The 19,606-nt window shown below is 62.3% G+C and carries 24 protein-coding genes; 9 read left to right on the forward strand and 15 right to left on the reverse strand.

The features are described 5' to 3' along the window. Positions 1–9 precede the first annotated feature (9 nt). Positions 10–498, forward strand: coding sequence for a transcription elongation factor GreB (greB, locus tag ABD928_RS01585; protein WP_187714173.1), 489 nt, complete (start codon positions 10–12; stop codon positions 496–498). 2 nt (positions 499–500) lie between these two features. Here greB and surE read toward each other — a convergent pair whose 3' ends face one another. Further along, positions 501–1,265, reverse strand: coding sequence for a 5'/3'-nucleotidase SurE (surE, locus tag ABD928_RS01590; RefSeq protein ID WP_345165424.1), 765 nt, complete (start codon positions 1,263–1,265; stop codon positions 501–503). Between the two features lie 294 nt (positions 1,266–1,559). On the opposite strand from surE, the gene dksA reads away from it, so the two are divergent. Further along, positions 1,560–2,024 carry an RNA polymerase-binding protein DksA gene (dksA, locus tag ABD928_RS01595; RefSeq protein WP_187714174.1) on the forward strand — a complete coding sequence of 155 codons (465 nt, stop codon included), beginning with the start codon at positions 1,560–1,562 and terminating at the stop codon, positions 2,022–2,024. Between the two features lie 25 nt (positions 2,025–2,049). Here dksA and ABD928_RS01600 read toward each other — a convergent pair whose 3' ends face one another. After that, the gene (locus ABD928_RS01600) at positions 2,050–2,211 is read right to left on the reverse strand and encodes a YdcH family protein (RefSeq protein ID WP_187714175.1); all 162 of its coding nucleotides are present in this window, start codon (positions 2,209–2,211) and stop codon (positions 2,050–2,052) included. Between the two features lie 165 nt (positions 2,212–2,376). Between ABD928_RS01600 and ABD928_RS01605 the strand changes: the two genes are divergently transcribed. From ABD928_RS01605 to ABD928_RS01620, 4 genes are all read left to right on the forward strand, one after another. Next, a complete protein-coding gene (locus tag ABD928_RS01605; protein WP_187714176.1) occupies positions 2,377–2,571 on the forward strand; it encodes a YdcH family protein in 195 nt (64 codons plus the stop codon). Between the two features lie 95 nt (positions 2,572–2,666). After that, positions 2,667–3,152, forward strand: a complete 486-nt coding sequence (locus ABD928_RS01610; RefSeq protein ID WP_187714177.1) for a DUF1465 family protein — start codon at positions 2,667–2,669, stop codon at positions 3,150–3,152. A gap of 20 nt (positions 3,153–3,172) precedes the next feature. After that, positions 3,173–4,318 (forward strand): iron-containing alcohol dehydrogenase, encoded by a 1,146-nt coding sequence (locus ABD928_RS01615; RefSeq protein WP_187714178.1) that lies wholly within the window; start codon positions 3,173–3,175, stop codon positions 4,316–4,318. Continuing rightward, positions 4,315–4,746 carry an acyl-CoA thioesterase gene (locus ABD928_RS01620; protein ID WP_345165428.1) on the forward strand — a complete coding sequence of 144 codons (432 nt, stop codon included), beginning with the start codon at positions 4,315–4,317 and terminating at the stop codon, positions 4,744–4,746. Before ABD928_RS01615 ends, ABD928_RS01620 begins: the two co-directional genes overlap by 4 nt. Here the strand turns inward: ABD928_RS01620 and ABD928_RS01625 are convergent. From ABD928_RS01625 to fsa, 10 genes are all read right to left on the reverse strand, one after another. Then, a complete protein-coding gene (locus ABD928_RS01625; protein WP_345165430.1) occupies positions 4,739–5,692 on the reverse strand; it encodes an NAD(P)H-dependent flavin oxidoreductase in 954 nt (317 codons plus the stop codon). The genes ABD928_RS01620 and ABD928_RS01625 overlap by 8 nt on opposite strands. Next, positions 5,692–6,690 carry an NAD-dependent epimerase/dehydratase family protein gene (locus ABD928_RS01630; protein WP_345165432.1) on the reverse strand — a complete coding sequence of 333 codons (999 nt, stop codon included), beginning with the start codon at positions 6,688–6,690 and terminating at the stop codon, positions 5,692–5,694. Before ABD928_RS01630 ends, ABD928_RS01625 begins: the two co-directional genes overlap by 1 nt. Before the next feature lie 64 nt (positions 6,691–6,754). Continuing rightward, a complete protein-coding gene (locus ABD928_RS01635; protein ID WP_345165435.1) occupies positions 6,755–7,273 on the reverse strand; it encodes a CAP domain-containing protein in 519 nt (172 codons plus the stop codon). A 107-nt stretch (positions 7,274–7,380) separates the two neighbouring features. Beyond that, complete coding sequence (locus ABD928_RS01640; RefSeq protein ID WP_345165438.1) at positions 7,381–9,018, reverse strand: hypothetical protein; 1,638 nt, start codon at positions 9,016–9,018, stop codon at positions 7,381–7,383. After that, positions 9,015–9,824 (reverse strand): FkbM family methyltransferase, encoded by an 810-nt coding sequence (locus ABD928_RS01645; RefSeq protein WP_345165441.1) that lies wholly within the window; start codon positions 9,822–9,824, stop codon positions 9,015–9,017. Before ABD928_RS01645 ends, ABD928_RS01640 begins: the two co-directional genes overlap by 4 nt. Then, a complete protein-coding gene (locus tag ABD928_RS01650) occupies positions 9,787–11,505 on the reverse strand; it encodes a glycosyltransferase (RefSeq protein ID WP_345165443.1) in 1,719 nt (572 codons plus the stop codon). The genes ABD928_RS01645 and ABD928_RS01650 overlap by 38 nt, the downstream gene beginning before the upstream one ends. Before the next feature lie 3 nt (positions 11,506–11,508). Next, entirely contained in the window at positions 11,509–12,441 is a 933-nt protein-coding gene (locus tag ABD928_RS01655; RefSeq protein WP_345165447.1) for a tyrosine-type recombinase/integrase, read from the reverse strand. Beyond that, positions 12,417–12,986 carry a DUF484 family protein gene (locus ABD928_RS01660; RefSeq protein ID WP_345165450.1) on the reverse strand — a complete coding sequence of 190 codons (570 nt, stop codon included), beginning with the start codon at positions 12,984–12,986 and terminating at the stop codon, positions 12,417–12,419. Before ABD928_RS01660 ends, ABD928_RS01655 begins: the two co-directional genes overlap by 25 nt. 47 nt (positions 12,987–13,033) lie before the next feature. Continuing rightward, positions 13,034–13,624: a DUF4142 domain-containing protein gene (locus tag ABD928_RS01665; RefSeq protein WP_345165452.1), complete on the reverse strand. Its 591-nt coding sequence runs from the start codon at positions 13,622–13,624 to the stop codon at positions 13,034–13,036. Between the two features lie 70 nt (positions 13,625–13,694). Next, a complete protein-coding gene (gene fsa / locus ABD928_RS01670) occupies positions 13,695–14,348 on the reverse strand; it encodes a fructose-6-phosphate aldolase (protein ID WP_345165456.1) in 654 nt (217 codons plus the stop codon). 95 nt (positions 14,349–14,443) lie between these two features. Here fsa and ABD928_RS01675 point away from each other — a divergent pair, with 95 nt between their 5' ends. Beyond that, positions 14,444–15,208: an enoyl-CoA hydratase-related protein gene (locus ABD928_RS01675; protein ID WP_187714188.1), complete on the forward strand. Its 765-nt coding sequence runs from the start codon at positions 14,444–14,446 to the stop codon at positions 15,206–15,208. Here the strand turns inward: ABD928_RS01675 and ABD928_RS01680 are convergent. The 3 genes from ABD928_RS01680 to ABD928_RS01690 are packed head-to-tail and all read right to left on the reverse strand — an operon-like array spanning position 15,201 to position 17,346. Beyond that, complete coding sequence (locus tag ABD928_RS01680) at positions 15,201–15,608, reverse strand: TadE/TadG family type IV pilus assembly protein (protein WP_345165461.1); 408 nt, start codon at positions 15,606–15,608, stop codon at positions 15,201–15,203. The two genes, ABD928_RS01675 and ABD928_RS01680, sit on opposite strands and share 8 nt — an antisense overlap. Beyond that, complete coding sequence (locus ABD928_RS01685) at positions 15,605–16,060, reverse strand: TadE/TadG family type IV pilus assembly protein (protein WP_187714189.1); 456 nt, start codon at positions 16,058–16,060, stop codon at positions 15,605–15,607. The genes ABD928_RS01680 and ABD928_RS01685 overlap by 4 nt, the downstream gene beginning before the upstream one ends. Positions 16,061–16,062: 2 nt before the next feature. Beyond that, entirely contained in the window at positions 16,063–17,346 is a 1,284-nt protein-coding gene (locus tag ABD928_RS01690) for a pilus assembly protein TadG-related protein (protein WP_345165464.1), read from the reverse strand. Positions 17,347–17,569: 223 nt separating this feature from the next. Between ABD928_RS01690 and ABD928_RS01695 the strand changes: the two genes are divergently transcribed. Then, a complete protein-coding gene (locus ABD928_RS01695; RefSeq protein WP_187714192.1) occupies positions 17,570–18,775 on the forward strand; it encodes a toxic anion resistance protein in 1,206 nt (401 codons plus the stop codon). Next, entirely contained in the window at positions 18,772–19,539 is a 768-nt protein-coding gene (locus ABD928_RS01700) for a hypothetical protein (protein ID WP_187714193.1), read from the forward strand. Before ABD928_RS01695 ends, ABD928_RS01700 begins: the two co-directional genes overlap by 4 nt. The last annotated feature ends 67 nt before the right edge of the window (positions 19,540–19,606 follow it).

Raw genomic sequence — 19,606 nt, forward strand, 5'->3', positions numbered from 1 at the left:
GAACCGATCATGAGTCAGGGGCAACCGCGGTTCATCACCGCTGACGGCTTCGCCAAGTTGCGAGCCGAATATGAAGAGCTGTTCTCAAACGAGCGCCCGAAGCTAGTCGAAACGATCTCCTGGGCCGCGGCGAACGGCGATCGTTCCGAGAACGGCGACTACATCTATGGGCGAAAGAAGCTTCGCGAGATCGATCGGAGGCTGGGCTTCCTCGCAAAGGTGATGAAGGCCGCAAAGATCGTCGACCCGGCGGCGCAAGGCTCACGCGACCAGATCCGGTTCGGAGCGACGATCGAACTCGCCGACGAAGAGGATTTGCGCCGGACGTTGACGATTGTCGGCGACGACGAGGCGGATGCATCGGCCGGCAGGATCGGATGGAGCGCGCCCCTGGCGAGAGCGTTGGTCGGCGCGCGCGTCGGCGATGAACGGACGGTTCGGTTGCCGGCGGGAGAGAAGAGCTACGAAGTAATGGCCATCCACTACCCCGAGGCCTGAGTTCAGGCGAAGCGCTGCCGCAAATGCTCCAGCGACGCATCGTGCGTCAGGTCGAGGTGCAGCGGTGTCACCGACACGTAGCCATCGGCGATCACCTCCAGATCCGTGGAGTGCCCGGGCGTCTCGACAACCGGGGCGAGCCCGAACCAGAAGTAAGTGTAGCCCCGGGGGTCCTGACGCTCGACCAGGCGAAGGCGGCCATAGTCGCGAATTCCCTGACGGCAGACGCGAACCCCCTTCACTTGCTCGGGCGGAAGCGCCGGGAAGTTGACGTTGACGAGGGAACCCGCCGCCATGTCCATGTCGATGATCGGCGCGAGCGCCTTCTCTGCCCAGGCCTCGGCTGCCGCGAACGGAACCGTGTCCCCCATCCCCTCACGCGAATAGGCCTGGCTGAGCGCGATCGAACGAACGCCGGCGAGAGCGCCCTCCATCGCTGCGGAGACCGTGCCGGAATAGGTGACGTCCTCGGCAAGATTGGCACCCCGATTAATGCCCGAGAGGATCAGGTCCGGTGGCGACTCCTTCATGATGTGAGCCAGCGCCATCATGACCGCGTCGGTCGGTGTGCCGGTCACGGAAAAACGACGATTGTCGTGACGGCGAACGCGGACCGGCTGGGTCAATGTCAGCGAATGTCCTGCACCTGACTGCTCCTCCGTCGGTGCAACGACCCAGATGTCGTCCGAGAATCGCCTAGCGACCGTCTCGAGCAGGTCGAGCCCGCGCGCATTGATGCCGTCGTCGTTCGTCAGGAGAATTCGCATGGCCCGTGCCTATGCGGGACAGATGCACACCCGGCAATGGCGCCTCATGCGCTAAATCGGCAACAGAATCGTCATTTATTCACTGCCCGTTTGACAGTTCTTGTTAAGCGCCAACGGCTTATCTATAGGCGCGAGTGGGGGTAAACCGACTGAGTCCGGTTCCTAAGTACCGGTAAAGTCGACCTAATCCGCCACGGCTGCACCGTTGGCACGGCCGCAGCCAGCGGCGGCGCATACGGGGGTGTCCGGCGCGCTCGGGGGAGCACGTTCGGTCCGAGCTGGGAGGGGTTCCAAATGGCTACTGCACTCGTCGATCTTTACGGCGGTCAACCGATACCGTTCGACCGTATCATCCTCGCCGAAGGTTACCGGCCGAGCGATGACGAAGAGTTCATGTGCGATCTTCACCGCGCATACTTCCTTCACAAGCTGAAAGACTGGAAGGAAGACATCGTCGAAGAGTCGCGCCAGACGATGGCCCAGCTTCAGGTCGACTCGCTCCGCGAACCCGACATTGCCGATCGCGCATCAAGCGAAACGGACTGGGGCATCGAGCTCCGCACTCGTGACCGCCAGCGCAAGCTGATCGCCAAGATCGATAGTGCCATCCGTCGCCTTTACGAGGGCGAATATGGCTATTGCGAAGTAACTGGCGATCCGATTTCGCTTGCTCGCCTTGAGGCTCGTCCGATTGCGACGATGACCCTGGAGGCGCAAGAGCGCCACGAGCGGATCGAGAAAGTGTCGCGGGACGACTGATTGCCGTCCCGCGAACGGGCGCTTCCTAGTGGAAGTGGCCGGCTAGTTCGTCTTTGAGTCTCAGCTTCTCTTTCTTGAGCTCATGGAGCTTGATCATGTCGGGGAGCGGACGGTGCTCTTCCTCGTCAATTTGTGCGGCGAGGTGAGCGTGCTGAGATGTGAGCTCCTCGGCATGTGCCTTGTCCATCGGTGCCATTCCTTTCCTTGAATGCGACTGGATAGCGTCAGTAGTAAAACACTTTTCTGGCGGTTTGTCTCGTATCGTTGATGTCTGCTCAGCCGACTGGGGTCGCGGCTCATCGCGCCCGGATGGCAACAATGCTATTGCCGTTGAAGGGAAGATTTGAAGCAAATGAACGACACTCTCCGAGAAGAGATCGATGCATTGAAGGCCGAGCATCGGCGCCTCGACGAGGAGATTGTCTCCCTTTCTTCGGAGCCTTTGTACGATCAGCTGGAGATCGCCCGACTCAAGCGCCGGAAGCTCCAGCTCAAGGACCAGATCCAGCTTCTGGTTGACCGTAGCACGCCCGACATCATCGCATGATTACTGTCCCGTAACGGGATAATTCCGCCGCCGCGCGCCTCTCAGCGGCGTTTCATGCGTTTTCAGGCCAGAAGAACAATGGCAGTCATTGCGGGATGGACGATTCGAGCAATCCGCCGGCTGAAGCACGTATAACGTCGCGGCTGATCGACAGCCTCTACACCGAGGCAATGCTGCTCGCCGACGAGGCACGGTCCTATTTCGACGACGCCGGGCGCGACGATCGCAGCACGCTCGAGCCGTTCGTACGGGTCGGATTCGCCTGTGAGTCGCTGAAGGTGACGACTCGGATCATGCACATTGTCGCCTGGCTGCTCACGCAGCGGGCAGTCGAGAGCGGAGAGCTGTCCGGCCGCGAAGGACGCCGGCCGGAGCGCCGGCTCGGCCACGCCGCCGAGAGCGAGCCCGATCTTGTCTCCAAGCTCCCGCCCTCGGCGCAGCACCTGATCGAGGCCAGCAGCGAACTTTACGCGCGAATCAAACGGATCGACGAGGGCGTCGTCACCGAGGAGCCGATCGCAAGCCCGGCCCGGGCGCTGATGGGTCGCCTGGAACGCGGCCTTGGTGGGAATTTCGGCTAAGCGTTGATAGGCTGCGCGCCATGCGCAGTTTTTCCTTTCACCCAGGGCCAAGGCTCCTCGCCGGTGACGGCCAGTCTGAGACCCTGGCCGATCTGCTGCCTCCAGGTCCGGTCTTGTTCGTCACCGATGAACAGCTCGTCGGGCTTGGACTGATCGACAAGGCGCGCGAGGCACTGATCGAAAGCGGTCGCGAGGTCGTCCTGTTCGACGAGGTCGAGGCTGATCCGTCGCGTCAGACTGTCGAGACGGCGGTGGACACTGGACGATCCGCGCAGGTGGCTTCCGTCGTTGGGTTCGGTGGCGGAAGTCCGATGGATGTGGCAAAGCTCGCCGCCTACTTGCTTGGCTCCGGCGACAATCTGGATGAGGTCTGGGGTGTCGACGTCGCCAAGGGGCAACGCCTCCCGCTGGTCCTCGTCCCGACAACGGCAGGCACGGGGTCCGAAGCGACCCCAATCTCCGTCATCACTTGCGAGGGCGGCGTGAAGCTTGCGGTCAACGCCCGCCCGCTGACGGCAGATTGGGCGGTGCTCGATGCGCAATTGACCGTAGGGCTTCCCCGCAGCGTAACCGCGGCAACGGGAATCGACGCAATCGTCCACGCAGTGGAAGCCTACACCTCGGCGCGGCTCAAGAACCCGATCTCGGACGCTCTCGCCCGCGAAGCGCTTCGGTTGCTTTCAGAGAATCTGCTCACGGCCTGCACGGAACCGGCGAATATCGCCGCGCGCGAAGCGATGCTGCTTGGTGCCCACCTCGCCGGTGCGGCCTTTTCGAACGCCCCCGTCGCTGGGGTTCACGCCCTCGCCTACCCCCTCGGCGGGCTCCATCATCTCCCGCACGGCGTGAGCAACGCCCTGATGCTGAGGCATGTGCTCCAGCACAACGCCGAAGCGGCGCGCGACCATTACGCGGAGCTGGCGCCGATCGTCGTACCTCAGTGCGAATCGGGAGGCAGTCAGGCTCGTGCAGCGCTGCTCATTAACCGTCTCGACCAGTTGGTCGCCGAAAGCGGAATAGCAACACGCCTCCGCGACTATGGGATCGATATTGCCGAGGCTCCTTTGCTCGCGCGGGAAGCGATGAAGCAGAAGCGGCTGCTCGTGAACAATCCCTGCGAAATTACCGAATACGATGCCCAGCGGCTTTACGAGGCTGCCTGGTGAGCCGCACGCCGGCGGCCACCCGGTCGGACTTCAAGACATGGCGCACGATGTCTACGCGCTGGGCCGACAACGACGCCTACGGCCACGTCAACAACACGGTCTACTATGAGTGGTTCGATAGCGCGGTGAACGCCTGGATGGTCGAGAACGGGATGCTCGACATCGCCCATGGCGATCCCATTGCCCTGGTCGTCGAAACGCGCTGCACTTATGCTGCGCCCCTCGCCTTCCCGCAAGCGATCGAGGTGGGTCTCGCCGTTTCCGCGATTGGCCGGTCAAGCATCCGCTATCGCATCGGGATCTTTGCCGAGGGCGCCGTTAGCGCTGCGGCGGAGGGAGAATTCGTCCACGTTGTCGTCGATCGGGCGAGCCGCCGGCCTGTTGCTATCCCCGCCAATTGGCGGGAACGTCTGGAAACGCTTAGCTAGCGCAAAGCCTCGACTTCGCCGAGCGATACTCCGACGACAGCTTGGCGACGAGCTCGCCGGCAGGCAGCACGCTCTCGACCGCGCCGACCCCCTGCCCCGACCCCCAGATGTCGCGCCAGGCCTTCGCACCCGTTGCCGACTGGAAGTTCATCGCATCCGCGCCGGGCTGCGGAAGATTCTCCGGGTCGAGACCTGCCGCGACGATCGATGCTCGAAGATAATTACCGTGAATGCCAGTGAACAGGTTGGAATAGACGATATCGGCGGCACTGCTGTCGACGATTGCCTGCTTGTAGTCATCGCTGGCCCGAGCCTCTTGCGTCGCGATGAAGGCCGAACCGATGTAGGCGAGGTCCGCACCCGCAGCCTGAGCGGCGAGGACAGCCTCACCCGTCGCAATCGCCCCCGAAAGAGCCAGCGGACCGTCGAACCAACGGCGGATTTCATGGATCAAGGCGAACGGTGACCAGCGGCCGGCATGCCCGCCGGCACCCGCCGCGACCGCGATCAGTCCGTCAGCGCCCTTCTCGATCGCCTTCCGCGCAAAGCGGTCGTCGATGATGTCGTGCAGCGTGATCCCGCCCCAGGCATGGACTGCGTGATTGAGCTCTTCCCGGGCGCCGAGCGACGTAATGACGATCGGCACCTTCCACTTCGCGCACACTTGGACGTCATGCTCGAAGCGGTCGTTGGATCGGTGGACGATTTGATTGACGGCGTAAGGCGCTGACGGGGCCTCGGGATGGTCCCGATCATGTTCGGCCAACGCCTCCGTGATTTCATGGAGCCACTCATCGAGCTGCTCGGCCGGACGCGCGTTCAGCGCCGGGAAGCTGCCAACGACGCCCGCCTTGCACTGGGCAATGACCAGCTTTGGATTCGAAACAATGAAGAGCGGTGCTCCGATAACGGGCAGCCGCAGGTTTGAAAGGATGGGAGGAAGCATCAGACCCCGTGATACTCGCGATACCAGTCGACAAAACGCGGCACGCCGTCGTCGATGGTGGTGGTTGGCTGGAAGCCGTGATCAGCCTCGATAGCGCTGATATCGGCGAATGTGTTCTTTACATCGCCGGCCTGCATCGGCTGCGGTGAGATCAGCGCCTTCCGCCCGGTCGCTTGCTCCAGGAGTTCGACGACGCGCATCAGGTCTTCGCTACGGTTGTTACCGATGTTGTAAAGCGCATGCGGCGCGATCCCGCCGCCGGCCTTCGTCGACCCGTCATCCGCGGGTGGGCCGTCGAGGCAGGAAACCACGCCCGTGACGATATCATCGATGTAGGTGAAATCCCGGCGCATCTCGCCGCCGTTGAACAGTGGAAGCGGCTCACCGGCATAAAGCGCCTTGGTGAAAATCCACATCGCCATGTCTGGGCGACCCCAGGGCCCGTAGACGGTGAAGAAGCGCAAACCGGTCGAAGGCAGCCTGAAGATGTTGGCGTAGGATTCGCTCATCAGCTCATTCGCCTTCTTGCTGGCGGCGTAGAGCGAGAGCGGATGGTCGACGCGGTCCTCAACCCGGAACGGCAGCGACTTGTTGCCTCCGTAGACGGAAGATGAAGATGCATAGACGAAGTGGCTTGAACCGCGCGCACGAGCAAGCTCGAGCATATTGCCATGCCCGACAAGGTTCGAGTTGAAGTAAACCTGCGGGTTCTCAAGGCTGTAGCGCACGCCCGCTTGGGCCCCTAGATGGACGATCCGGTCAAAATCCGCCGTTCGGCTAAGCTCTTCCAGGGCTCCCGCGTTCGAGAAATCGAGATGGTCGAAGCGAAAGCGGTCGCCGAAGTCTCGCGCGAGACCGTCAAGCCGCGCCTGTTTCAGCTTCGGATCGTAATAGGCATTGAGATTGTCGATGCCGACCACGCGGTCGCCGCGCGCGAGTAGGCGCCGGGCCGTCGCCGCCCCGATAAAACCAGCCACCCCCGTGACGAGAACCGTCATGCATGTCGATTAGCCGGACGTTATGCCGAAGCGCCACTGTTAAATCGTTGGCCCTCCGGACACGTCAGATTGCCGTGCGGCCGTCGATGTTGCCGGGGGGCGAGTAGCGGCAGATAAGATAGTCCCATTGATGGCTCGGGTAGATGGCGCACCCGACGCGCGTCGTGCTTCGCCACACCATCTGGGTGTAATGGCCAACGTCCGCCCAGTTCCCAGTCCGGCTCACATAAGGAAATGGCATTCCGGGCCGGTAGTTCGCGCGCTCGGCTATCCAATTTCCAACCATCTGTTCCGGCGAATAGGCGCCGCGAGTCCCCATCCACAGATTCTCATGCTGACCCGCCCGGCCAGACCTCCGGGAATGCTTGAGCCTTCCAATTCTCGCCAGAACTGGTCCGTAGGATGCTGCTGAAGCGGCCAGCACAGGATCCCATTGCAACGGAGCAACTCCGAGGCGCGCTCGTTCCTGATTGTGAGCAGCCAACAGTCGATAGGCGGTCAGACTGGATGCATAAGGGTGGCTTGCGGATGCCGCTGGCGTCGATGCGGCGATCAGCGCCAGCCAAATGAGTCCCTTGAACATCGTCCGATTCCCAACCCGTTGGAAGATGCTATTCAGCTTTGTCGCCAACGAAGAGATGCCGGCGATTCATTTTGCCGCCGATCGGACTCATTTCATCGATAATGCGGTTAGATCAGCTCACCTTGGCCAGGATAGCTGCGGGGGCATGATGCTCCATGACTCTCGCTCAGAAACGCCCGAGCGACCTTGGGGTTCGTAAGGCGGACCACCCGCCGGCGATCCGGCTGGTAACCAAAGAGACCCAGACCATAAGGGTAGCCGGTAAGCTCGCCGTAAAGTGATGTCTCCAATCCGATCGGGCCGCTCCTCGTCCTGTCAGTCGCGATGTCTCCCGAAATTTGTCGGTCGAGTATAATGCTAAGAGCGGGTCCTACATCCCAATAGGTTTCGAACACCACTCCCGGCCCGGCATATGGGCAAACACCCCCGAGGATGATCGTCGATCCCTGTGGCAGCCCGGCGAGGTCTCGCTTTGCTGCGGTCAGGATCTGCTGCTGACGACGCGAGGCGTCGACCCAATAGCTTTCGATGATCGAGATCCGAAGCATCGCGACCGCAACTACCAGCCCGATGGTAGTAGCCATGACCGGTCCGCGGATCCTTTCGCTCGACAATTGCGTAACCCAACACATGGCGGCGACAAAGATCATTGCCAGTCCCGGCGCCGCAGCCATTGTGACCCGGTTGGAAAGCCCGGTCGGAGATAGGAGAAGACCGCCCAGGACGAGGAAAACGGCATGGCCGAGCAAGAAGGTTGCGAGGCCGACGACGGCCATTATCGCTGGGCGCATAGGGCCCGCGTTCCACATTCGCCAAGTCGTCAACCCGCCGATGGCGATCCCGGCACCTATGGCACCGAGGCCGATTTGCCCCGTCAAGAGGGAGCTGATTGCGTTCCCCCACCCCCGCAGCGTCTGGAAACCGTAGACGTCTATTCCGGCAAACAGGTTGGGACCGGACTGGGTACGCCAGTCGAACCCCGGGTCGAAGGCCTGCAACGGAATGGCAAGAAACGGATAGAGCTTGGAAAGCGGCTGCATCCGGTCGCTGATTGCCATCTTCACCAAGACCGAAATCATGATCGTCAACACCGTGATTGCGATCAGGAACACCTTCTCGCGAGTGAGCAGCACCTGACCTTTGCGTTGCCGGTCGGCCACGACGAGCCCCACCGGAAAGGCGACTATCAATGGAGCGAAGATCTCGTAGGAAAGCGCGCTGATGGCGGCGCAGGCGACCGCTAGGGCGATCCACGGCCAGCGTCCTGTCCTCAGGAATGACGTCTGGGCATGCATCGACGCAAGAGCCGCAAGCATCGACAAGGGCACCTGCACCGTCGCGACCCAGACGCGAATGGTGGAAAGTTGCGGAAGAACGGTAAAGACCGCCACGGTAGCGAATGCTTCCGGACGCCTGAAGTCGAGGCGGAGGAGGAGCAGGTAAAGCGCAAGCGCGCAGAGCGCGATCACAGCGGTATTGATCAGGTGATAGCCGAGTGGATTGAGCCCGAAGACTTTGAAAAGAAGCAGGATGTAGGCGCCCTGGACAGGCCGGCCAGGATAATCCCCGAGGAGATCTGCAAAGCTGGTGCGGCCCTTCAGGAACTCGCCAACGAGGCCCCAGTCGTCACTGTAGAAGCCGACGCTCGCGACATAGGGAGCGGCGGAAATGAGCACGAGCAATAGGATGCAGGCCGTGTCGATGCCGACAGCCTTCCGCTCGGCCGTACATCCCGCCTCGATCATCGGTCCTTGCTTGAGACGTAAGCCCTTGCACCCCGCAGGAACTGCCGTGCCAAAGCGAGCGTCTGACGGCCGAGGCGCTTTCCGAACGAGGGAGCGGGAGCAGGCTCGATGAAGTAGGACGCGTGGATATCCTTCCAGCCAAGGCCGGCGGATGCGAGCGTGTAGAAAAAGGTCTCGGGATCCTGCCATTCGGAGCGGACGTCTGCTCCGAACGGACCCGCCGAATGCGCCTTGAAGTGGAACGCCTGCCTGCCATTCGACGTCTCGATAAAGGCGTCACGATATTTCTCGGCGACCGACCATCCATCGACAAGGCTGAAGGCTTTGTACCCGGCATCGACCAAGGCGGCGTACACATCGATGGAATGGGATTCCGCCGAGATTTCGGGGGGATGGATTCCGGCCCTGAAGATTTCGCGAAGTACGGCGCCGTCCATCCCTTCGAGATCGACCTTGACGTAGCGGGGCGCGCCATGATCGCGGATCACTTCGGACGGCCGTCTGCACAACACTTCGACACGCTCGAACTCTTCCGCATTCTCAAGATCGGGCGCAGCCAACTGACTGAGAACGTGGTTGGTTTTGTGAGTGTAGAAGTCGAGCGACCTCCCACTATCCTCAGTCGATAGGGCAACGTTCAAGACCACGAGCCGGCCCGCGGCGATCTCTTGTGCGAACCTCTCCTCAACAGCCTTGCAGAGCGCCGGATTGGCCTCGACCCCGACAACCTTGTCGGCCTTCAGCAGGTAATACTCTACGTCGTCGCCATTATTCATGCCGAAATCGTAGATGACGCCGCCCTGCATTCGCCACGTGTGACAGCAGCAATGACGGAAGGCTACTCCCCGTCAGCAGTTGCTGTAAGAAGCGAGAGTCATGGCGGCCGCGTCCAGAGTTTCGGTGATCTCGAGCTTCTTCAATGCGGAGGATTTCCTCGCGGAATGCGTGCAGAGCGTGCTCGAACAGGACTTCGCCGATTTGGAGTTGATCCTCGTTGACGATGGCTCCGAAGATCGCAGCTCGCAGATTGCATTGAGTTTCGCCGCAAGCGACGAACGGGTCCGCTATCTCGAGCATCCGGGACATCAGAACCGCGGCACCTGCGCCTCCCGGAACCTGGGGCTTCGAGAGTAGAGCAGCGAGCTGGTCGCGTTCATCGATGCCGACGATCGGTGGAGGCCATTGAAGCTCCGCCAGCAGCTGGAAATCATGGACCAAATGCCGGACGTCGACGCGGTCTGCGGCGCGGTGAACTTCTGGGCCAGCCATGCAGGCGGAAACGACGAAACGATCGCGACGGGACACGTTTTCAATCGCGCTATCGCCGCGCCGGAAGGGCTCCTTAATATCTATCCGCTGGGAAAGGCCGATCCCCCCTGCCCTTCGGATTTGCTGATGCGGCGCACAATCGTGGAGGCAATCGGCGGCTTCGAGGAGTCCTTCACAGGCCCGCGACAGCTGTACGAGGACGCCCTGCCAATCACGGTCGTAGCCCACGGGCGGTGACCCGCCGAGCCCGCATTCGATCAGCGACAGCCCGGTCAACGGCGAGACCGTCACGCAATGGGGGATGATCTCGGACAGGTCCTCTTGGGTGGTCTGACCGATGAAGTAAATTCGTGAGCGAATGCCGAGCCGATCGGCAAGCTCTTCCAGCTCCGCCTGCATTGGCCCTGCGCCCGCGAGGACGCCGATGGCCGTCGGCTCTTGCTCGACCACCAAAGCCATGGCCTTAAGCGCTTCGTCCGGCTGCTTCAGCTTCAGCAGCCGGCCGACATAGAGCAGGGTTGGATGGCCGAACGGAATGCCGAGCCTGGCGAACGTCTCCTCACCGCGCGTCCGGTCTTCAGGCGGAATCATGTGCACACGCTGGATGTTCCCGGAAATCGGGATGATGGCGGTGTGCCGTCGCGCTCCGTTCGCAATGGCCCACCCGAGGTTATTGCGGTTGTTGCCCGCAACTAGGTCCGCGCGCTTCAAAACGAAGCGGCCGATGGCCTGCTGCAAGCGGTAAGACGGGATCAGCCGCGGCATGGCGAGCGCGCCGGCTTCACGGTGAAGCTCTTCATAATTGCCGCCGATGCGTATCATCAGCGGCTTACCCGTCATGCGACTGAGCGCCCAGGCCAGCAGCCCCGAAAGAAATGGATCGGTCGCAGCAACGACCCCGACGTCCTGCTTGTGAACCAGCCTCTTAAGCACGCGCAACAGGGCCGCCTGGGACAGCAAGAAGTTCAACGGCAGCAGCGAACGCGGAAGGCGGTAAAGCTCGCTCATACCTTCGACGACCAGCTGGCGCTTTGTGAAGCGGATCAAGTGAATCCGCCCTTTCTCGGCTCCCACCAGGTCGGCGACGGGGTGAACCGAGATCACCCGGTCGAAATAGCCCGAGGCATGACGAGCCTCGAAGTTATGCTCGTGCTTCTTCTCGCGCACCTCAGCCGCGCGATACTCGGCTGCGATGTAAAGAATGCCCCGCTTTGCCATAATTCAGGCGCGCGGATGGGCGTGACGATAGACGTCGAGCAGGCGCGCAGCGTCGACGGCCGTGTAAATTTGCGTCGACGACAGGCTGGCGTGACCGAGCAATTCCTGCAGCGCGCGAAGGTCCGCTCCGCGAGCGAGCAGATGCGTCGCAAAGCTGTGGCGTAGCGCATGCGGGGTCAGGCTGTCGGGCAGTCCGAGGCGCCGACGGGCCGCGGCAACCGCGCGGCGAACCAGATCGGGATTGAGCGGTCCACCCCTCACCCCGAGGAACAGGGGACCGTCCTTGTCGATCGGCCAGGGACACTGGCGAGCATAATCGTCGATCGCGTCCCTCACCGCCGGCATGATCGGTACCACGCGCGTCTTGGAGCGCTTGCCGGTGACCCGCAGGGCCTGGCCGATGGGGCGGACGCTACCGGTCAGCGAAAGCGCTTCGGCGACGCGCAGGCCGCTGCCGTAAAGGAGGAGCAGGATCGCAAGATCACGCGCGCCGATCCATTCCGCCGGAGCAGCGTCGCCGGCATCTTCGGCAAGCGACACCGCTTCATCGGGCGCCACCGGTCTCGGCAGGGTCCTCGGCCTCCGGGGGGCGCGGGTCCTTGGCAGTTGCGGCAGATTTCCCTGCTGTTCAGCGGCATAGGTCAGGAAGTTGCGAACAGCCGAAAGCTCTCGCGCGGTCGATGCGGCGCCAAGACCCTCGCGGCGGCGGTCCGCGAGAAAGGCCCGCAAGTCCTGCGCCGAAATCACCAGCAGAGACGCGTCATCGACCGCTTCCCCGCGATAGGCGCCAAGAAAGTCGATCAGCCGATGAGCCGTCGCGACATAGGCTCTCGCGGTATGCTGCGAGCGCCTGCGATCATGAAGAAGATGACCAGCCCACCGCTCGACGAGCGCGCGCGCTGGATGATCGCTCAGCTCTTGGGGTCCACCAGCCACCGGCGGATGATAGCCGCAAGACTCCGGCCAAGGAACATCAGCAATTCCGACCCGTGACGAGCATCGAGATCGAGCTCCGATCGCTGTCCAAGCGTCAGCAAACCGGCGGGAAGCCGATCACCGCAATCGATACTGATCAGCGCTTCGGCACGGATCAGTTCGCAGGCAGGTCCGAACAGTGGATGACCGTGGGGCACGGCGCGCATCGACACACCCTCAACCTGGTCGATCCACCGCAACAGCAGCTGCGGTTCGACCTGGTGGACGCCATTGCAGTCCGCACGGAAAGCCCGATCACCCACCATCAAGGCAAGCGAGACCGCGTCGATGCCCAGTATGAGCGGCCATTCCTGCGTCACGACGTGAAGGAGATCGTCCGTTCCGTCGGCTTCCATCGCCGCCAGCACAGCCTCGTGGATGGCCGACACTGCTCCTGAATGCCCGCGTGCAAAGGCAATCAGGTCCTGGTTGGCTTCCTCGACAACACCCAGGCGCTCACGCAGATGCGCGAGAGCGTGGTCCTTGAACGGGATCACTCTAGCCATGCGGACAGATTTACGCCCGCATCGGTTAATTTCCTACAACGATGCGATCATCCGCGCTCGCCCGGCCGTGCAGGATCCTGGTACGCCGGAGGAGGCGGAGGCGGCGGAGCAGCCATCACCTGCAGGCCCTGCAGCATGTTCAGATGGTTCTGAACGACCGGGACGATGTTGCTTGCGGTCGTTCGCAGCGCTGGCACGTCGCCGCCGCTCGCATAGCCCTGGTGGAGCTGGAGCGCCTGCTGGTGCGCTTGGATCTGCACGTCGCGGAAGACCATGTCGAACTGCCCCGGAGGAGCCGACTGTATCTGCTGAAGCATCGCCGCGTGTTCTGGGCGCAATGCCGGGGGCGGCGCTGCAATCCCGGCCGACTGGGCAGCAGCCATCAGCTGCTGCGTGCTGTTCGTATGATCGGCGACCAGCATCTGCCCGATCTGCCGGACCGACGGGTTTTGGGACATCTGCTGCGCGAGCTGTCCCGACTGAATCTCGAACTGGTCACTGCTCCCCGCCATTCCGAGATAGTTCGGGGCGTAGAGCGGCGAGTTCACGTCGACCGCCGGTGCTGCCGGCTCTGGCGGATTTGTAGCGCAGGCGGACAACAGAGCAGCCGCTGCGGCGGAGACGAGCAATAACCTCATTCGGACCTCCCGTTTTCTGGATGAACAGAAAACAGGTCCGCTAAGCGTCTGTTCCTACGGCAGTTCTTTGCTAGCCGATCTCTTGACCGGTCTTTTCCCAGTCGGCGAGGAAACTCTTGATGCCATTGTCGGTCAGTGGGTGCTTGAACAGCTGGTGGATGATCTTCGGGGGCGCCGTCATGACGTCAGCGCCGATCTTCGCTGCTTCGAGCACGTGGATCGGGTGGCGGACGCTGGCGACAAGGATCTCGGTGCCGAAGTCGTAATTGTCGTAGATCAGGCGGATGTCGGCGATGAGCTGCATGCCATCGAAACCGATGTCGTCATGGCGGCCGACGAACGGCGAAATGAACGTCGCTCCAGCCTTGGCCGCCAGCAACGCCTGGACCGCCGAAAAGCACAGGGTCACGTTGACCATCGTGCCATCGCTGGTCAGCGCCTTGCACGTCTTCAGCCCGTCCTCGGTCAGCGGGACCTTGATCGCGATATTGTCGGCGATCTTCCGGAGAATCTCGGCCTCTCGCATCATGCCTTCATGGTCGAGGGCGACGACCTCGGCGGAGACCGGCCCCTTTACGATCGATGCGATTTCCCGGGTCACCTCGATGAAATCGCGACCGGACTTGTGGATCAGCGAAGGGTTGGTCGTGACACCGTCGAGCAGGCCCGTGGCGGCAAGCTCGCGGATCTCGGCGATCTCGGCGGTATCAGCGAAGAATTTCATGGTTTGCGTCAGTCCCGGCTTTGGTGGATTTGCAGCCGCATAGCCGGTGCTTCGCGGGCCGTCACCCGATTCGCACCGTCACGAGGGAGGGGCAATTGAGCGAGCACGTCCGGGTCGAACGCAACGAGGATGTCCTGGCGATCACCCTCGCCCGCCCGGATCGGCGGAACGCGATTACCGTCGCGATGTATGCCGCGCTGGCGGACGCATTCGAAGCCGCCGCGACGGACGAAGGTCTTCGGCTGATCACGCTAAGTGGCGAGGGTCAGGACTTCACGGCCGGAAACGACCTCGGCGATTTCATGGCCGAGCTTCCGCGCGACGGATCCGACATCCCGGTCTGGCGATTGCTAAGGGCGCTCGCGAGGAATGAGGTGCCGGTGGTGGCCTCGGTGCACGGGAACGCGGTCGGCATTGGGACGACCATGCTGTTCCATTGCGATTTCGTAATCGCCGAGGAAGGGACCCGGTTTCTGATGCCCTTTGTCGACCTTGGCCTGGTTCCCGAGGCGGCAAGTTCCTTGATCCTGCCGCGGCTGGCGGGGCGCCGCCGGGCGGCGCGCTACCTTCTTCTCGGCGAGCCCTTCGGGCCGGAGGAGGCGCAGGAATTCGGGCTCGTCAGTCATGTCGCGCCCGCGGGTCAGCTTCAAGCTGTGACAGCGAAGATCGTTGGAGCGCTTCGGGCCAAGCCGTCCGAAGCGCTGCGCCTGACCCAGCGGCTCTTGAGGCGCAGTCAGTCCGACGAGGTGCTGGAGCGCATGCAGCTGGAGAACGGACATTTCTCCGAGCGGCTGACATCGAGCGAGGTGCGCGACGCCATCTCCGCTTTCTTCGCCAGCCGGGCGAAGGCGGTCAGCTAGCGGTGTAAGCGCGCTTCGAGCGGTTGAGAGTGATCGTCGGACCCCCGATGAAGATGAAGTTCATCTTCTTGCTGTAGCTGATCGAGAGGTCGCGGTAACCCGTGCCGGGCACCGGATCGGCCACAGTGAACGCTCCGTCACCCTTCCCGAACAGCTTGGAGGTGATCCGCGCCTTGATCTGGACGTCTGAGGGGCTGGTGCAAACGCCGCTACTGGGAATGCAAAGGGTCGCGTACCGCGCTCCTTCGCCCAGCGCGTGCTGCATACCCGCGTTGGCCTGGTAGAGCAGTCCGACCTGGAACAGGCCGTAGATCATCGAGACGAGCACCGGCAGTGCAAGCGCCATTTCGATGGCAGCGGCGCCGCGTGTGTCGCGCTTCAGGATCGAAAGCCGCTTCATTGCGTCCTCATTCCGGTCTTGCCGGTAATTGTGAACGTGCCGTCGGCATTCGCCCGCGGATAATATTTCGACCGGAACATTGGCGTGAACGTGCCCTGCACGGCAACGGTCACCCAACGCGCATAAGTTGCGGACCCTGAGCAGACCGAGTTGTAATTCGTGGCACGCACACCGTCGCATTCCAGCCAGTAATCGATGGTGACGTTGGCGGTCGGAACACCGGCGGCCGCGGCCGCTTCGGTCTGCAGGGTACCGTAGGTGCTGGTCGTCGTCTGGTACTGCTGGACCTTTTCGATCGCACGCTGTGCCGACTGCTCGAGCTTCAGCTTGTACGAATAGGCGCGAGCCATATCGACCATCCCGATCAGCAGCGACCCCAGGATAGGTGCGACAAGTGCGAGTTCGATGATCGATGCGCCGCGTTCATCGCGGATAAGGCGTTTAGTGCTCATGACTATTCCACCAGCCTAATCTTGGAGCCCTTGAACGAGGAAGAGCCGGAGTTAGCCGGACAGACGTTGCTGACCGCGCTGTTGCCGGTGAACGTCACGCGCTTTGATACGATCTGCAGGCAGTTCGTCTGCATGCCCGTCGTTCCGTTGAAGGTCAGGTCCGCGCGAGGGAAATAGAGCGCCCCTTGCAGCGACGATGAGCTATTACCGTTGACCTTCTGTGAGTTGTCCGCCGTCGCTCGCCGATCCTGGTAGATCAGGATGCCCTTGTACGTTCCCGAGCTCGGCGCGGTCATGTCAACGTCAGCGCCACCGTTCATGTCGACCCCGCCGATGGTGGCCGTCGCACTGCTACTGCGGTTGGTCAGGACGATGGTGCAGCCGCTGCAGCTGACGTTGGCTTGCGCACCGGTGCTGAAGGAGCCGCCGTCGATGATGTACGTGCCCGACCCAAGGGTAACGTTCCCCTTCAGATTAAGACTGCTGTAGCAACCCGCCGTCAGCGACGCGCTCGTGTTCGGATTCACCGTAACGCTTGGGCAAGCGCCGGATGGAAAATCGGTCGCGGGAGGGGCTGTCACGCCAGCAAAGGGATCAGCCTGCGCCAGTGTAAACGGCTGAAGCACGGTTCCAGTGTGCCAGTGCGTGCTCGCCGGGATTCCGCCGACGGCGGCAACCGGGCTTGCGCCAACATCGGACGAACCCGTAGCCACGGCCGCCGACATCGACGTCGAATTCGTGATCATCCCACAACCAAGATCAACGTCCGTGCTGCCGGTCGCGTCGATGCCGGTCACCGCCTGGTTCTCGAGGCTGATAACGCAGTAGTCGCCGCTGGGGACGATGGTTGCTGTTGAGATGCCGCGGATGGTCGGGGCAGCGTTCATGAAGAGTCCGGAGAAGGCGAGCTTCTTCTGAATCTCGAGCACGACGCGAACCGCGTTCGAGTCCGCAGTATAGCTGCCGACAGTCGGCGGATTGGTCAGACCGCACCAGGTCGCAATCCCGGTAAGGTTGTTCTTCTTGAGATCGTAGGCGACCGGATCGGCGTAGGTCGGGTTGGTCAGATTGTTGCAGCTTCCCACCGACTTACCCGATGCGATCGCGTAAACCCCGGCATAGGCGGCGGAGTCCGCGGCGCGCTGGATCTGCCTTTTCCAAAGCGTCCACTGGATCGTGTCACTGGCAAGACCAGCCGATCCCAGCACGAGCGGGAGTGCCGCGCCCGCAATCGCAAGAGTGTTTCCACGACGGTCGCGCCACAGGCGCTTGATTGACGAGATCATCTGTCGAACCTCAGGCAGTCGATGCGCATTGCATGCCTCTATCCCGGTCAAGGTGAGGGAAAGGTTCAAAGTTTCGGTTAACGCCGCTTAACGAGCGATCGGCGAGCGGCCTTGAACGCGGGCGTATTAGTTATATAATACAGTAGAAGTTGTCGCTTGCGCGGCGTACGGGTGATGTCCACCCTGCTCGCTCGCACTGCGATTGGATGACAAGGATTTGACGATGGCCACGGAACCAACGACCGAGACCAAGACGGACACCAAGCTGAAGCTGGACCCGCCGGAGGCTCTCAACCCGATCGCGCCGGCAGAAGCCGCTGGCCTGGTGCCGTTGAAGACCGAAGAGACGAGCGAGCTCGACAAGAGGGTCGATCAGTTCGTCGAGGAGCTCGCCGCCCTCGACGCGAACAGCCCGGAGTTCGGCAAGAAGGTCGACCAGTTGACCGCCATGGGCCGCAAGGAGATCGCCGAGGCCGCCGGCGCATCCAACCGCTTCCTCGACCGGCCGGTCAAGGCCATCGACAAGGATAGCGGCATCGGCGCAGACCTGACCGAGCTTCGCCGTACGGTGGAGGAGCTCGACCCGAAGGGCGCAACCAAGACCAAGAAGTTTCTTGGCATCATCCCGTTCGGCAACAGCATCGACCGCTATTTCGATAAGTATCGCAGCTCGCAGACGCACATTTCGAAGATCCTGGGCAGCCTCGCGAACGGCAAGGACGAGCTGCTGATGGACAATGCCGCCATCGATACCGAGCGCGCCGGCCTGTGGAAGACAATGCACAAGCTCGAGCAGATGGTTCATATCTCCAAGAGCCTCGACCAGAAGCTGGAAGACAAGGCGGCCGAGCTCGATGCCACGGATCCGGCCAAGGCCAAGGCGATCCGGGAGAGTGCCCTCTTCTATACGCGGCAGCGCACGACCGACCTGCTGACGCAAATGGCGGTGACGGTTCAGGGCTATCTCGCCCTCGACCTCGTCAAGAAGAACAACGTCGAGTTGGTGAAGGGCGTCGATCGCGCTTCGACCACGACAGTCTCGGCCTTGCGAACGGCGGTGACCGTTGCTCAGGCGATGACGAACCAGAAGCTGGTGCTTCAGCAGATCACCGCGCTCAACACGACGACTGCGGGCATGATCGACAGCACCGGCGAGATGCTCCGGACCCAGACGGGAGCGATCCATGAGCAGGCTGCATCCTCGACCATTCCGCTCGAGACGCTCCAGCGGGCGTTCCAGAATATCTACGAGACGATGGACCAGATCGACCGATTCAAACTCCAGGCGCTCGACAGCATGAAGCAGACGGTCAACACGCTTTCGTCCGAGGTCGAGAAGTCGAAGGGCTACATCGCTCGTGCCGAGGGAGTGAACCAGGCTAAGCTGGAGGGCAGCGTCTCTCCGCTGACGCCTATTGAGAGCAAATGAGCACAGAGAGGTTCGATCGGGTTATCCAGCGTGCCGACCGCGTCATGCGGCAGCTGGACGAGCGCGACGGCGCGGTTCGCGAGGCCGCGCGGCGCGAACGGCAGCGGCTGAACTCAGACCTCGCCCGACGCGTATCGCGTGTGGGCGTCGCGATTGGCGTGGTGAGCCTGATCACCATCATCGTCGGACTGATTCAGCCCATCGGCATGTTCGGATTTCTGGCGGCCGTCGGGATCGCGATCGGCATCGCCGCGCTCCTCGGCTTCATGCCGAGCGGCAAGGGCAACGCCACGGCTCCCGCCGCTGACCTGCCCAATGGCGCGATGGTCCAACGCTTCGATTCCTATCTCTATCGGCAACGCGGGGCCCTGCCCGCGCCCGCGCGCGCGGAAATCGATGCAATCAGCAGGGTCCTTCCATCGCTCAAGCAGACACTGGAGCGCATCGACGACCTCAATCCGGATGCTCAGGACGCTCGCAGGCTGATGTCGGTGCACCTGCCAGGCCTGATCGACCGCTACATCAATGTCCCGGCCGAGTTCCGGAGCCACAAGGACGGCGAGGACGTAACCGTGGACGAGAGGCTGGTCGAGGGACTCCATGCCGGGCGTGATGCGCTCGCCGAGGTCGCAGAGCGTCTGGCCCGGTCGGATGTCGCGGCGTTCGAAACGCAAGGCCGCTTCATCCAGAGCCGCTATGGCGAGGACGGACAACAGCTCCTTCGTCCCGGCGACAGCAAAGATCGGGACATGATCGAAAGCTGAGACCCCTGTTTCAGGCCGGGCTCCATGCTATTGAGAGGCGGGCGATTTAACGGGGGTTGCTGGCGAC

It is taken from the genome of Sphingomonas daechungensis (genome assembly GCF_039543105.1).
In the GTDB taxonomy this organism is placed as follows: domain Bacteria; phylum Pseudomonadota; class Alphaproteobacteria; order Sphingomonadales; family Sphingomonadaceae; genus Sphingomicrobium; species Sphingomicrobium daechungense.